This is a genomic window from Amycolatopsis thailandensis (assembly GCF_042723255.1).
GTDB classification, from domain to species: domain Bacteria; phylum Actinomycetota; class Actinomycetes; order Mycobacteriales; family Pseudonocardiaceae; genus Amycolatopsis; species Amycolatopsis thailandensis.
The window spans coordinates 72,863-86,592 of the sequence record NZ_JBHXJK010000026.1; the positions used below are offsets into that span (position 1 = coordinate 72,863).

9 protein-coding genes are annotated in these 13,730 nt (G+C 71.2%); 7 read left to right on the top strand and 2 right to left on the bottom strand.

Annotated features, from left to right (window positions below; all coding sequences use genetic code 11):
* Positions 1 to 11 precede the first annotated feature (11 nt).
* On the bottom strand, positions 12 to 626 hold the full coding sequence (locus tag ACFWMR_RS13280; protein ID WP_378378528.1) for a TetR/AcrR family transcriptional regulator: 615 nt from the start codon (positions 624 to 626) through the stop codon (positions 12 to 14).
* 138 nt (positions 627 to 764) lie between these two features.
* Here ACFWMR_RS13280 and ACFWMR_RS13285 point away from each other — a divergent pair, with 138 nt between their 5' ends.
* Both ACFWMR_RS13285 and ACFWMR_RS13290 read left to right on the top strand, forming a co-directional pair.
* Positions 765 to 1,517 carry an SDR family oxidoreductase gene (locus ACFWMR_RS13285; protein ID WP_378378529.1) on the top strand — a complete coding sequence of 251 codons (753 nt, stop codon included), beginning with the start codon at positions 765 to 767 and terminating at the stop codon, positions 1,515 to 1,517.
* Complete coding sequence (locus ACFWMR_RS13290) at positions 1,514 to 2,299, top strand: SDR family oxidoreductase (protein WP_093936895.1); 786 nt, start codon at positions 1,514 to 1,516, stop codon at positions 2,297 to 2,299. The genes ACFWMR_RS13285 and ACFWMR_RS13290 overlap by 4 nt, the downstream gene beginning before the upstream one ends.
* Here the strand turns inward: ACFWMR_RS13290 and ACFWMR_RS13295 are convergent.
* On the bottom strand, positions 2,286 to 2,780 hold the full coding sequence (locus ACFWMR_RS13295; protein WP_093936894.1) for a beta-class carbonic anhydrase: 495 nt from the start codon (positions 2,778 to 2,780) through the stop codon (positions 2,286 to 2,288). The genes ACFWMR_RS13290 and ACFWMR_RS13295 overlap by 14 nt on opposite strands.
* Before the next feature lie 296 nt (positions 2,781 to 3,076).
* On the opposite strand from ACFWMR_RS13295, the gene ACFWMR_RS13300 reads away from it, so the two are divergent.
* The 5 genes from ACFWMR_RS13300 (at position 3,077) to ACFWMR_RS13320 (ending at position 13,295) form a co-directional block, all read left to right on the top strand.
* Positions 3,077 to 3,412 carry a hypothetical protein gene (locus ACFWMR_RS13300; protein ID WP_093936893.1) on the top strand — a complete coding sequence of 112 codons (336 nt, stop codon included), beginning with the start codon at positions 3,077 to 3,079 and terminating at the stop codon, positions 3,410 to 3,412.
* A 517-nt stretch (positions 3,413 to 3,929) separates the two neighbouring features.
* Positions 3,930 to 4,589: a helix-turn-helix transcriptional regulator gene (locus ACFWMR_RS13305; protein WP_093936892.1), complete on the top strand. Its 660-nt coding sequence runs from the start codon at positions 3,930 to 3,932 to the stop codon at positions 4,587 to 4,589.
* A 484-nt stretch (positions 4,590 to 5,073) separates the two neighbouring features.
* Positions 5,074 to 7,809: a helix-turn-helix transcriptional regulator gene (locus ACFWMR_RS13310; protein ID WP_378378530.1), complete on the top strand. Its 2,736-nt coding sequence runs from the start codon at positions 5,074 to 5,076 to the stop codon at positions 7,807 to 7,809.
* Entirely contained in the window at positions 7,806 to 10,559 is a 2,754-nt protein-coding gene (locus tag ACFWMR_RS13315) for an AAA family ATPase (protein ID WP_378378531.1), read from the top strand. Before ACFWMR_RS13310 ends, ACFWMR_RS13315 begins: the two co-directional genes overlap by 4 nt.
* A gap of 9 nt (positions 10,560 to 10,568) precedes the next feature.
* Positions 10,569 to 13,295, top strand: coding sequence for an AAA family ATPase (locus tag ACFWMR_RS13320; RefSeq protein WP_378378532.1), 2,727 nt, complete (start codon positions 10,569 to 10,571; stop codon positions 13,293 to 13,295).
* The last annotated feature ends 435 nt before the right edge of the window (positions 13,296 to 13,730 follow it).

Below are 13,730 nucleotides of genomic sequence, written 5' to 3' on the forward strand. Positions count from 1 at the left end.
ATCAGTACTGGTCAGGAGAGTTTCGTGCCGAGCATGCGCAGCACCAGCTCGCTGTACTCCTGGCCCAGCTTCTTCGGGGTCTGGCGGGCGCGGTCGCTGTACCAGCGGGAGACGTCGACGCCGAGCGAGAGTACGGCGCGGGCGGCGGTGTGCGGGTCGCCGACGGTGAAGACGCCCACCCGCGAGCCTTCGGTGATGACCTCGCGCACGACCTGCTCGATGCGGCGGCGCAGTTTCGCGACGATCTCGAACTCCTCGTCCGGCAGCGCGTGCAGTTCGTACTGCACCACGCGGGCCACGGTGTGCCGCCGCGCGTGCCAGGCCACGAAGTCCTCGACCAGCAGCCGGATCCGCTCGACCGGGTCGGTCTCGCGTGCGACGACGCTCTCGACCAGGGAGAGTGTCTGCTCGTGGCCGTACTTCGAGATCGCGAACAGCAGCGCGGCCTTGGACGGGAAGTGGACGTACAGCGCGGCGGGGCTCATGCCGGCCGCCGAGGCGATGTCCCGGGTCGTGGTCGCGTGATAGCCGCGCTGAGCGAACGACTCGACCCCGGCCAGCATCAGTCGGCGTGCCGTCTCCGGCTGGACATCGGGCCACAGTTCGGCCGACAGCGACATGGTCATCCGCAGATCCTCCCAGACGCTCGTACGCCGATGGTGGGCTTGACACCACCTTCGGACCTTCCCATTGTAAGTGAGCGCTCGCTTAGTGACTGCGCTCGTGGGTGAACACTCGTTGGTGAACACAGAGGAGATCGAAGAGTGAACTCGTTCAAGGATCGCGTCGCGATCGTCACCGGCGCGAGCCGGGGTATCGGCCTCGGGATCGCCAAGGACCTGGTCGAGCGCGGGGCGAAGGTGTGCATCACCGCGCGCAAGCCGGAGCCGCTGGCCGAGGCCGTGGCCGAACTGGGTGGCGAGGCGGTCGCGATCGCCGTCCCCGGCAAGGCCGACGACGCCGAGCACCAGGACGAGGCCGTCGCCAAGACGATCGAGACCTTCGGCCGCCTCGACATGCTGGTCAACAACACCGGCATCAACCCGGTGTTCGGGCCGACCCTGGACATCGACCCCGGTGCCGCCGCGAAGATCTTCGCCGTCAACGTGCTCGCGCCGCTTTCGTGGACCCGCCGGGCGCGGGACGCGTGGATGGGGGAGCACGGCGGCGCGGTGGTGAACGTCGCGTCCATCGCCGGGCTCGGCGCGTCGCCCGGGATCGGCATGTACGGCGTCAGCAAGGCCGCGCTGATCCGGCTCACCAAGGAACTCGGCTTCGAGCTGGGCCCGAAGATCCGGGTGAACGCCGTCGCGCCGGCCGTGGTCAAGACCAAGTTCGCGACCGCGCTGTACGAAGGCCGCGAAGAAGAGGTGTCGGAGTCGTACCCGATGAAGCGGCTCGGCGTCCCGGCGGACATCGCGGGCGCGGTGTCGTTCCTGCTTTCGGAGGAGTCGGGCTGGATCACCGGGCAGACGGTCGTCCTCGACGGCGGCGTGACGCTGGCGGGTGGCCTGTGACCGCATCGTTCTCCGGGGCCGGTGTCGTCGTCACCGGCGGCGGGGGCGGCATCGGTGCCGTCCTCGCCCGCCGGTTCGCCGCCGAGGGTGCACGGGTGGTCGTCGGCGACCTGAACGGGGACGCAGCGGCCGAAGTCGCTAAGGAGATCGGCGGGACCGCCGTGGCCGGTGACGCCGCGAGCGAAGCGGGTGTCGCGTCGCTGATCGCGGCCGCTCGCGAAACCCTCGGCGAGATCGACGTCTTCTGCGCCAACGCCGGGATCGCGCCGATGGGCGGCGTGGACGCGCCTGAGGAGGACTGGGCGCGGATCTGGGACGTCAACGTGATGGCGCACGTGCGGGCGTCGAGGCTGTTGCTGCCGGCGTGGCTCGAACGCGGTCGCGGGCACTTCATTTCGACGGTGTCGGCGGCGGGCTTGCTGACCAGCCTCGGCTCGGCGTCGTACTCGGTGACCAAACACGGTGCGCTCGCCTTCGCCGAATGGCTGTCGGCGACGTACCGGCACCGCGGGATCACCGTGCAGGCGATCTGCCCGCAAGGCGTGCGGACGGCGATGCTGGAGAACACCGGACCCGCGGGCGAACTGCTGATGGGCGCGTCGGCGATCCAGCCGGAGCAGGTCGCCGACGCGTTGTTCGAGGCCATCGCCGCCGGACGCTTCCTGGTGCTGCCGCATCCCGAGGTGGCGGACTATTACGCCGCGCGGGCCACGCAGACCGACCGCTGGCTCGGCGGGATGAACAAATTGCAGCGCAAGGTGGAGCAGGTCATCGGGGAGTGACCTCGTTCAGTTTCCCGGTGGCCACGTCGAAGACGAAGCCGCGGACGGAATCCTTCTCGGGGATGAACGGGCTGTTCCTGATGCGTTCGATCGACTGACGGACGTCCTCGTCGAGATCGCTGAACGCTTCGGCGGCCCAGGGCGGCTTGACGCCGACGTCCTGCCGGATGGATTCCTTGAAGCCGTCGTCGGTGAAGGTCAGCATTCCGCAGTCGGTGTGGTGGATGAGGATGATTTCCCGCGTGCCGAGCAGCCGCTGGCTGATCGCGAGGGAACGGATCTCGTCTTCGGTGACGACGCCGCCCGCGTTGCGGATGACGTGCGCTTCGCCTTCTTGCAGGCCGAGGACGCCGTAGACGTTGATGCGGGCGTCCATACAGGCGAGCACGGCGACGTGTTTGGCGGGCGGCAAGGGGAGTGGTCCGGAAAAGCGCGCGGCGTAGTCGGCGTTGTTGGCCAGGAGTTCGTCGGTGACCGACATGGTCTTCCTTCCGGTTGGCGTAACGACGAGTGCACCGTTGGGATGCACGCATGCGCAACCGTGCCCATGAGCTGGGAATCGGTGATCGCCACGTTTCGCACCGCATGCATCAGCCGTTACGGCGGCTGCGCCTTCGCGCCTTGTGAGGTACATGAAGGCCCCCTTCATTGCGTCTAGCGCAAGCAAGGGGGCCTTCATGTACCTCCTCGCTGCCCGGCCGCCGGCAACCAGGTTGATCTTCGCCGGGGGATCGGCCAGAGTGGTCCCGGGGTCTTGCTCGCGGTAAGGAAAACTCAATGGACAAGCGCTTTGTGCTCCGTGGTGCCGTTCTCGCGGCGACGTTGGCGGGCTCCGTGCTCACCGCGGGCTCGGCGATGGCGAGCACCGCGGAACCGTGCGCGGCCGGCGCGTCGGGTGACGTCGCGGCGGCTTCCTGCACGCCGTATCGCAAGGTGAGTGAGGGCTGGAGCAGCAAAACCTCCTGCAACCGCGCCGGCAACGAGGGCGCGCAGGCGGGACGCTGGACCGGTTGGAACTGCAGCCAGGCGCTGGCGGGCTGGGAGCTGTGGGTGCGCACCTGCACCGCGCTGGCCGCGGAAAAGGACGCGGTGACCACGCGCGAAACCGTCTGATTCCGAGCAGGGCCGCCCTGGGGTGAAACACCCGGGGCGGCCTTGTCACTTTCGAGCGTCCACAATAGACGGTACGATTCCGGTCGGGCGATCGTTCGGGCCGTCGCTCACGATTCGATCGATCGATAGGCGGGCGGGGCGTGTACCGATGACCGGTCACGCCGTTCGCGCGGCCGCCGAGATCTACCTTAAATCAATGTTAAGCATCGGCGGATTCGGTGCTATCTTGACTGAGCGAAAACGCGAGAGGTTCTTCACGCGGAATTCGCCTTTCGGTCCTCGTGGTGTGGGCCCGCGGTGGAGGTTCGGTTACCGAATCGGCCGCTGAGCTGAGGATTCTCCTGCCGATACCCCGATACCGAACCTTCGGTACGGCCTGTCCGCACGGTGGGTTCGGTGGCCACGAACTGCTCCGGAATTCGTTGACCCCGTCGACAGCCGGTTCGTAGTGTTTGCCGAGTCTTGGGCAGGGACGGCTTTGGTGGACACATTTGGCTCAGGCAGAAGGGGGCTTTCCATGGCCGGCATCCGAACGATTTCCCCGATCGGCAAGCGAGCTTTCGACGCGGGTCGTACCGCACGACCAGGAATCATCAGTGAATTCGTGGAAGTCGCCGACATGCCGCTGGCGGCGCTCAGCGCCGGACTGCGGCTCGGCGGTGGCAACGCCGCCTTCTACCGTCTTCTCGGTCGCCGTCCCGCCGACGTGCTCGGCGAATCGTTCCCCGAGCTCGTCACCGCTGGTCCGGACCATCTGCGCGACCGGCTGAACCGGGTCGCCGAAGGCTGGGAGCAGCGGTTCCGCGGTAGCGTCACCGGGCTCGGCTCCGGCGGCGCCGACAGGCTGACCATTGTGGCGGGCCGGATGCGGGCGCCGGGTGCGGCGATCCTGCTGACCATGCTTCCCGAGACGGGCCCCGCCCGCGCCGAGCAGCTGAGCTCGGTCTCCGACATCGAGGCGAAGATCCTCCAGGGGATCGCCAGCGGCCTGTCCAGCCTGGAGATGGCCGACAAGTTCTACCTCAGCCGCCAGGGGATCGACTACCACGTCGCCCGGCTCCAGCGGAAGTTCAAGGCGCGCAACCGGGTCGAACTGGTTTCGCGGGCCTTCGCCACCGGCCTGCTGGACTCGACGGCGTGGCCGCCGCGGGTGCCGGAGTCCCGGCGCGCGAGCTGAGCGGCCCCAACCTGGCCTGCGGGTGGCCGCGGCGTGACGTGCTCGTGCGATTACGGTGCGGTCCCAGTGAACGGCCACTTCGGTTGCACGTATTTCGGCAGAATTCGTAATGTCCTTCGAGGCCGTTTCGCTCGTTTGAGCGGTCAGGTCGGCTGTCGGTGGCGCCGGGCGGTGGTCCGGGAGCAACCTCGCGGGCATCCTTGATTCACGCCCTGTTTCCCTTCCGGGGCGACTTCTGTCATTCTTCGACACGCCAAGGTTCGCGCGCGGCGGTGTGCCGACCCGTGCCGCTCCACGCTCGAAAACCCTCGTCGACGAGCACCTTGCTCATCTGAGCGCCTGCTATCCCTGTAGTGAGGGATAACCCTTATCGAGGTTGCACGCTCTATTCGGTAAGACGATCACACGATGAGATGGAAGCACGTAAGCGATTGTTCGCTCTGTGTGACGGCGACGACTCCGATGGGACGACAGGGAGGCGGAGATGGTGGATGCCAACAGACCTGGACGCGCGCCGGCCGGACGTGACGACGAGCTCCGCCGGCTCGCCGCTCGCCTGAGCCCCGGCGCGCCCGGTCACGGCTCCGTCATCAAGGGCCCCGTCATCAAGGGCTCGGTCATCGTCGTGCGAGGGCAGGCGGGCATCGGCAAGACCAGCCTCCTGGACGCCGCGCTGGCCGCGCTCACGGACACCGTCGTCTTCCGGGGTGCCGGCGCGCCTGACGACGGGGCCGCGGCTTCCCGGGAACTGCTCGCGGAGCTGAACCGGGCCGGTGTCCGGGCCTCGGACCCGGACGACTTCGCCGCCTGGTACGAGGATTTCGCGGACTGGGCGGGCGGCCGGTCCGCGATCGTGTTCGCCGTCGACGACGTGCAATGGTGTGATGAACCGACGGTGCGGTGGCTGAGCCTTCTCGCCCGGCACTCGACCAGGCTGCCGGTGCGGATGATCCTGGTCCGATCGGCCGCCGACGGCTCGGAAGGCGCGGCGGAACGCCTGGCGGACCTCGAATCCTGGTACGGCACCGAAGTGCTGGACCTCGGCCCGCTGCCGGCGGAGGCGGTCGCCGCGCTCGCGCGCGAGGCGGTCGGATCAGAGCCGGGGGAGGCCTTCGTCCGGCACTGTGTCGAGCAGTCCGGCGGTAATCCTTTGCTGCTGCGCGAGATGCTCGACGAACTGGGCAAGGTCGCCTCCGGGATCGCTCCGGTGGCCGGCTCCGCGGCGGGGGCGGCGCTGATCCACTCCCTGTTCGCCGGTGTCCCGGACTACGCCCGGAAGGTCGCCACCGCCATCGCGGTGCTCGGCGGGCAGGATCTGTCCCTGGTCGCCCGGCTGGCCAAGGTCCCCGCGCGCACCGCCGGTACCGCCGTCGAACTGCTGCGGAGTCAGCACATCCTTGCCGCGGAAGGGTTTTCCTTCCGGCACGACCCGGTTCGGGACGGCCTGCTCGACGCGCTCGAACCCGCCGAGCTGGGCCGGTGGCGACGGACCGCCGCGATCCTGCTGAGCGACGCGGCCGGATCGCCGGAGGAGGTGGCGGAGCACCTGCTCGAACTCGCCGAGCTGGACTCGTGGATGGTCGACCTGCTGCGGGACGCCGCGAGCTGCGCCTGCGACCGGGGCGCGCCCTGGGACGCGCTGCGCTATCTCCGTCCCGCCGCGGCGGCCAGGCCGTCCGACGGGGGGCTGGCGGTCCAGCTCGCCGAGACGGTCGCGCTCCTGGAACCGGACAGCGGATTCGACCTGCTGCGCCGCGCGCTCGAACTCCAGCAGGATCCGGTCGATCGGGCCAGGGCCGCGGTGAAACTGGGCCGCGCGGCACTCGTCGCCCGTCGCTGCGGGACCGCGGTCACCGTGCTGGACAGGGTGCTCACCGTGCTCGGCGGTGAGATGGACCAGCAGCTCCGGGGGCATCTCGAAGGGCTGCTGTGCCTGGTGGGCATCGAAGATCGGGACAGCCTGGCGAAGCTCGACACCCGGATCCAGCCGCGGAACTCCGGCGGCCCGGAGACCGTCGTCGACGCCAGGCATCTGGCAGTCTGCGCCGTGGTCGCCGCGCTCGACGGGACCCGGCCGCGCGAGGCCGCCGAATGGGCGATGCGCGCGATCCGCGGATACACCCCGACCACCGACGATTCGGCCGTCAGCTCCGCCGTGCTGGCCCTGCTGCTCACCGACGAGGTCGACGTCGCCAGGGACGAACTGACCCGGGCCATCGAGCTCGTCCCGGCTCAGCGCAGCGAATACCTCGCCTTCCGTGGCCTGCTCGGGCATTGGTGCGGGGACCTCGCCACCGCGGCCGCCGACGCCGGACAGGCCTACGCGCTCAGCCGCCGCGCCGAGGGACGCACCGGCGGTGTCGTCCCTCGGATCGCCCTCGCCACCGTCGCGGCCCAGCAGGGCGACACCTCGAAGGCGATGAAGTTGTTGCGGGAGGCGGATTCCCCGCAGTTGTGGGACCACACGGTGATGCGCCCGTGGTTCCAGCTCGTCGACGCGCGGGTGCACTGGGCGGCGGGCGATCGCGAGGCGGCGCTGAAGCTTTTCCATCTCTGCGGGGAAAGCCTCGCCGACGTCGGCATCGCCAACCCGCTGCTGGCGCCGTGGTGGTTCGAAGCCGCCTGCCTGCTGGCCGACGAAGGACATTTCGAGGCCGCCGCGGATCTCGCCGCCGAGGGAGCAGGACCGGCCGTGCGCTGGGGTACCCCGCGGGCGATCGGGATGGCCAAGCTCGCGACGGCGGTCTCCACCCGGGGTCCCGGGCGGATCGGGCTGATCGAAGAGGCGACGGCCGTCCTGGCCGGCTCACCCGCGCGGCTGGAGGAGGCCCTGGCGGAGTTCCACCTCGGCCGCGCGCTCGTCGACGCGGGGGACACCGCCGCGGCGCGCACCCATCTGCGGCGTTGTGTCGAGCTGAGCCTGCGGACAGGGGACCGTTTTCTGCTCCGGCGCGCCCAGCGGACCGCGGCCGGGGCGGGGATCCCGAGCGAGGTGACGCCGCTGGCTTCGCTGAGCCCGGCTGAACGGCACATCGCCCGGCTCGCCGGACGCGGGGTCAGCAACCGGGTCATCGCGGAACGCCTGTTCGTCACCGTCCGGACCATCGAGACGCATCTGACGAGTGTGTACCGGAAGCTGCGGATCACCGGGCGCGCCGAACTGGCGGTGGTACTGGGCCACACCGATGACCGTCCGGCCGTCCTCGAAGGCGTCCGGTGAGCGCGGTCCGGCGGCTCGAAGCCGAAGGCGCGGACGAACTCGTCGAGCGCGAGACCGAACTGCGCCTGCTCACCCGGCTCATCGAGGATCTCGAACACGGGCACGGTGGCTCGGCGCTCGTGCTCGGCCCGGCGGGCAGCGGCCGCACGGCGTTGCTGGACCAGGTCGCGTCCCTGGCCGCCGAGCGGGGTCTGCAGGTGTTCACCGCGCGGGGATCGGCCACCGAAGCGGACTTGCCGTACGGGCTCCTGTCCCAGTTGCTCGCCTCGATCCCGGAACTCGCGGACGTCCCGTGGCTGCACGCCGCGCTTTCGGACGGCACCGACGTCCAGGTCCTGCACGAACTGTTGTGCCAGCGGCTGCTGGAATCGGCCCGGCGCTGCCCGGTTTTGCTGGTCGTCGACGATCTGATCCTGGCCGACGAGCAGTCCGAGGCCTGGCTGTCCGCGCTGCAACGACGGCGGGGCAACGACCCCGTGCTGCTCGTCGCCGCGCATTCCGGTTCGCAGGACGCGGACGGCGACGACGCGCCGCTGTACCTCGGGGGTCTTCCCTGGGAGAACCGGCACGTCGTGCGGCTGCGGCCGCTGAGCGAGGCGGCGGTGCGGCGGCTGGTGCACGCGGTTCCGGCGCCGCGGCTGCCCGTCGCCGAGGTCTACGCGGCCACGGAGGGGAACCCGGCCCTGCTCGCGGAAGTCCTCGCCCGATCGTCCGCCTGTCAGGCGCCCGGCGCGGAGATCACCGCCATCACCGCGGACGTGCGCCGCGACACCGTGCTCGACCTGCTCGCCCGGCTGCCGTCCGATCTCGCCGCGCTGGTGCGGACGATCGCCGCCATCGGCACCCTCGACGAGGCCTACCTGCGGCCGCTCGCCGCCCCGCTCGGCATGCCGCTGAACCGGGCGCTGCGGGTGCTGGCGGACTCCGGCCTGATCGGGACCGATCCCGCCGAACCGATGAACCCCCAGGTGGCCACCTGGGTGCTGGCCGCCACCGGCGCGGACGAGCGGGCGGGAACACGCCGCCGGGCCGCGGAACTCGGGCATCGCCGGGCCGCCCCGGAGGAGGACGTGGCCGGGCTGCTGCTCGGTTCCCAGCCGGTCGGCGAGGCCTGGGCGCTGGAGACCTTGCACGCGGCCGCGTTACGCCGTCGCGAAGCCGGAGACCACGCCGAAGCGGCCCGGTACTACCGGCGGGCGCTCGCCGAACCGGCGCCGCCCGGGACTTCCGCGCGGCTGCGCCTGGAACTGGAAACAGTCGAGGCGTCGTCGTGCCCGTTCACCGGCGGCCTGCGACTGGCCAGGGCCACCAGGATTTCCGGCGACGACACCGTCCGAACGCGACTGTCCGCTGTGGACCTGATGATGCAGCGAGGGGCCCGGGACGACGCGTTGCGCGAGCTGGCCGTCTTGAGCGAGGCCGTGCTGGACGACCGGGATCGCGCGGATCTGGTGGCGCTGCACTGGCTGGCCGAAGGGTCCGGCGCCGGTGCCGCCCTGCTCGGCGTCCCCGCCGTCGCGGACGTCGATCCGGCCGCGCTGACTCCGGCGCAGGCGGCCGCCGCGTCCTGGCTCGTGACGACGTCCTGCCGTGACGGGCGGGCGGCCCGCCGTCTGGCCCGGCGTGCCGCCGATCCGTCGAACGAACCCATGACGCTGTATTCGCCGCGGCTGGCGCTGGCCATCACCTTCACCCAGACCGACGACGTGCTGGAAGCGCTTTCGGTCTACGAAGAGGTGATCGCGGACGCGAGCGCCGCCGGGGCGGGGGTGCCGGTGGCGCTCGGCCTCACCGGTCAGGCCTGGATCCACCTGCAACGTGGTCGCGTGCAGGCCGCGGAGGAGGCGCTCGCCAAGGCCGCCGCGGCCGGTCCGCCGGACGGCTGGCCGCTGTCGGTTTCCGACTCGCTGAGCACGATCGCGATCGCGGCGGCGCTCACCCGAGGGGATCTCGACGCCGCCCAGCGCGCCGTCGACGCGGCTGTCGACGGCGGACCGTTGTACTCCGCGCCGTACCTGCTCTTCATGCGCGGGTTGCTGGAACTGGACCTGAAACGCCATCGGCGGGCACTGGGCCTGTTCCAGGAATGCGGCAGGCGGATGAACGCGGCGGGCTGGCTGAATCCCGGTCTGGTGCCGTGGCGTTCGCACGTCGCCATCGCGGCGCAGGCGCTCGGCGACGAACACACCGCGGCCGCGATGATCAGCGAGGAATGGCGGCTGGCGCAGAACTGGGGCACGCGCACCGCGATCGGGCGGACGCATCTGAGCGCGGGCGTCGCGGTCCGGTCCGAGGACGCGGTGTTCCGGCTGACGCAGGCGGTCAACGCGCTCCAGCAGTCCCCGGCCAGGGTGCTCTACGTCGAGGCGGTGCTGCTGCTCGCGGCCGCGCAGCTCAACCGCGGCCAGACCAGCGGCGTGCCGCGGCTGCTGCGCGAAGCCGACCGGCTCGCCACCGCGTACCAGCTCGCCTGGGCGACGTCGCGGATCGCGGACCTCGGGAAACGACTGTCCGACCGGCCGCGCCGGTCCTATCGCACGGCGTCCCGGCGATGGCGGGCGCTTTCGCCCGCCGCGACCGACCTCGTCCGTCGCGTGCTCTCGAACGCCTCCAACGCCGAACTGGCGGAGGAACTGGGCGTGAGCAAACGCGCCGTCGAGCTCCGGCTCACCGCGATCTACCGGCAGCTCGAGGTGACCGGGCGGGCCGAACTGCGGGAGCTGTTCGACGCGCTGGACAAGGAGCTCTGAACCGCCGTCATGATGATCGAACGAGCGGATCAGCTGGCCGCGATCGCCGGGGCGGTCGCCGAGGCCCGTGCCGGGGCGGGGGAGTTCGTCGTCGTCCGCGGCGGGCTGGGTGCCGGACGGTCGGCGCTGGTGCACGCGGCGGGCGAAGAAGCCGCCGCGCGGGGCGTGCGCGTGGTCCGGGCGGCGGCGACGCCGTTGGAGCGAGGGGTCGCCCACGGCGTGGTCTGGCTGCTGCTTGAACCCTTGCTGGAGGCGGGCCGGCGCGGGGAACTGCTCACCGCTGTCCGGGCCGAGGGCGAGTTCCCCGCCGGCCAGGCCGACCCGCGCCGCGCTCACCTCGTCCTGCACGAATTGCTGGAGCTGTTCACCGAAATGGTGCGCGACACCGGCCCAGTAGCGCTGCTCGTCGACGACCTGCAGTGGGCCGACCCGGCTTCGGCACGCTGGCTCGCCTATCTGGCCAAGCGGATGAGCAGGCTGCGGGTCCTCGTCGTCGCGACCTTGCTGGAGGGCGACGATTCCGCGGACGACATCGTGGTCAAGGACATCGCCCGAACCGCCGCGCGCACGGTGCACGCCACCCCGCTCTCGCCCGCCGGTGTCCGGGCGTATCTGACCGCCCGCTGTGGAGCCGAACCCGCGCCCGAGTTCGCGGACGCCTGCTACGCGCGCACCGGCGGTTCGCCGATGCTGCTGGACGCGCTCGTCAACGCGATGCTCGGGCATGGTCTGCGCCCGGTCGCTTCGGCGGCGGCCGAGCTCGCCGCGCTGCGGCCCTCACCCGCCGCGGCCCGGCTGACCCGGTGCCTGCGCGCCCAGCCGGACGACGTCCGCGCGGTGACCAAGGCGATGGCCGCGCTCGGCGAGCCGACCGAGACCGGTGTCCTCGCCGAGCTCGCCGGCCTCGACTCGCCGGACTTCGACGCGGCGCTGCGCGCGTTGCGCAGGCTGGGTGTCGTCGAGGCCCCCGCCGACGGGCTGCTGCGGTTCGCCGGGGAGATGGCGGGCGATCTCGTCGCCGATCAGCTGAGCGCGGAGGAACAGGACCGGCTGCATCTGCGCGCCGCGAATGTCCTCTACCGCAACGGAAGGCCGGTCGAACAGATCGGACGGCAGCTGCTGGCCACGGTCGCCGAACCCGAACCGTGGGCCGCGGACGTGCTGCGGACCGCGGCCAGCGCCGCACTGGCGAACTCGTCGCCGCAGACGGCGGCCCAGTACCTGCAGCACGCGCTGGCGCATCCGGGGGCCGATCGCGCGGAACTGCTCGTCGACCTCGCCGCCGTCGAACGCGGCTACGACCTGCCCGCCGCTCACCGGCATCTGCACCAGGCGCTGGGCCTGATGCGGGATCCGGTCGACCGCGCCTTCGCGCTCGGCCTGCTCCCGGTGGTGGCCGGGGTCCGCTTCGCCGCGGACGTCCGCCGTCTCCGGCAGGTGCTCGCGGAACTGCGGGACGTCCCGGGGCCGGAGGCGGCCGAAGCGGCGTTGCGCATGGAAGCCCGGCTTCGGTATCACGAACGAGGCGTGCCCGGTGTCGGGAAGGCGGCGGCGGACCGGCTGGCCGAGCTCGGCCCGGCGCCCGCCCAGGATTCCTCGGCCCAGCGGGAGCTGGTCGCCGTCCTGCTGTATCTGATGACCGTCGCGGGCGCCGCGCCCCGGGAGTCCATTGTGGACCTAGCCCGGCAGGTGCTGGAACGGGAACCCGGTTCACCGGACCAGATGTACACCACGCTCCCGCTCACGGTGCTGGTGCTGGCCGCCGCGGATTCGCTCGACGGGGTGGACTCCTGGCTCGCCGCGGCGTGCGGCGCCGCCGCCGATCCGGACCTGCCGACGCTGGTCGCCTGGGCGGGGCAGGCGCTGGTGGCCTCCGCCACGGGCCTGCTCGGCGTGGCCAGGGACCGGGCCCAGGCGGTGCTGACGTCGGCGGGGCCCAGCCGGGTCGGGATCACCATGACGGCGATGCGGGTACTGGCCGAAATCGCGATGGAGCAACGAGATCCGGCGCTCGCGCGGCTGCTCGTCGACAACCTCGAAGTCGAGCACGACCCCTGGCTGCGGTCACTGGCCCACGGCACCCTCGCCCTGACCGAGGCCAATCACACCGCGGCCGCCGAGTACTTCCTCGACTGCGTGCACCAGCTGGAGCGCTTCGGGAACCGGGTCCTCCTGCCGCTGCGTGGCCAGATCGCCCTCCTGCTCGCGGCGACCGACGATCCGAAGCGGGCGGAAGCCGTCGCGCAGGGCGAGGTCGAGCGGGCGTCGTCGTGGGGAGCGCCGTCTTCGGTGGGACGCGCCCTGCGCATCCGCGCGACGCTGCTCGACCGGGACGAGGACGCCGTCCCGGTGCTGCGCGAGGCCGCGGAAGTCCTGGCCCGTTCGGGAGACCGGCTCGAACTCGCCCGCACGCTGGTCCTGCTCGGGGAACGCGGCACCGGACCGGACGCCCGCGAGCGGCTGCTGGAGGGCCGCAGCCTGGCGGCGGGCTGCGGGGCGAGCTGGCTGACCGGATCCGCGGAGCCGTCGGACCAGGCGGACGGCGGCCTGCTGACCGCGACCGAGCAGCGGGTGGTGGAGCTGGCCGTGTCCGGCCGCCGCAACCGCGACATCGCGGAACTGCTGGAGGTCACCGTGCGTGCGGTGGAGAAGCACCTCACGAGTTCGTACCGCAAGCTCGGCATCAGCGGCCGTGCCGAGCTGGCCGCGGCGATGCGTGGTCACCGGGCGGGGTGAACCCGGTCAGGGCTCGGCGAAGTCGCGTGAGCGGGTCGTGAGTGGCGTTTGGGTTCTGGCGGACTCGTTTTGCCTGCCCACTGGTGTGATCGGCGAGTGTGGAGGATTTGGGGCGTTGAACGTCCCGGATCTTCCACGCTCGGTCTGGTTGGTGTGGGAGTCGGGGCGGTGAATGACCTGGGTCTGTCGTCGGTGGGGCTCCGTTTCGTCGTGGTGGTGTGGTCGACGGGGGAGGATTCCGGCCGTTGAGCGTCCGGGATCTTCCCCTGTCACCTCGTCTGCCACCCCACGGTGAAGGAATTGGGACGTTCAACGTCCCAATTCCTTCACCGTCGCGCCCTGGCGGCCGCGGCACCACCACTCACGCCCAGTTCAGGCGTGGGTAGGTAAACACCGGTCCGGCGGCCGGGGCGTTCAGGGGACTCAGTTCGCCGT

Coding starts and splice junctions, on each gene's coding strand:
- ACFWMR_RS13300 (WP_093936893.1), top strand. CDS start 3,077: ATGGACAAGCGCTTTGTGCTCCGTGGTGCCGTTCTCGCGGCGACGTTG.
- ACFWMR_RS13320 (WP_378378532.1), top strand. CDS start 10,569: ATGATGATCGAACGAGCGGATCAGCTGGCCGCGATCGCCGGGGCGGTC.
- ACFWMR_RS13310 (WP_378378530.1), top strand. CDS start 5,074: ATGGTGGATGCCAACAGACCTGGACGCGCGCCGGCCGGACGTGACGAC.
- ACFWMR_RS13305 (WP_093936892.1), top strand. CDS start 3,930: ATGGCCGGCATCCGAACGATTTCCCCGATCGGCAAGCGAGCTTTCGAC.
- ACFWMR_RS13280 (WP_378378528.1), bottom strand. CDS start 626: ATGACCATGTCGCTGTCGGCCGAACTGTGGCCCGATGTCCAGCCGGAG.
- ACFWMR_RS13295 (WP_093936894.1), bottom strand. CDS start 2,780: ATGTCGGTCACCGACGAACTCCTGGCCAACAACGCCGACTACGCCGCG.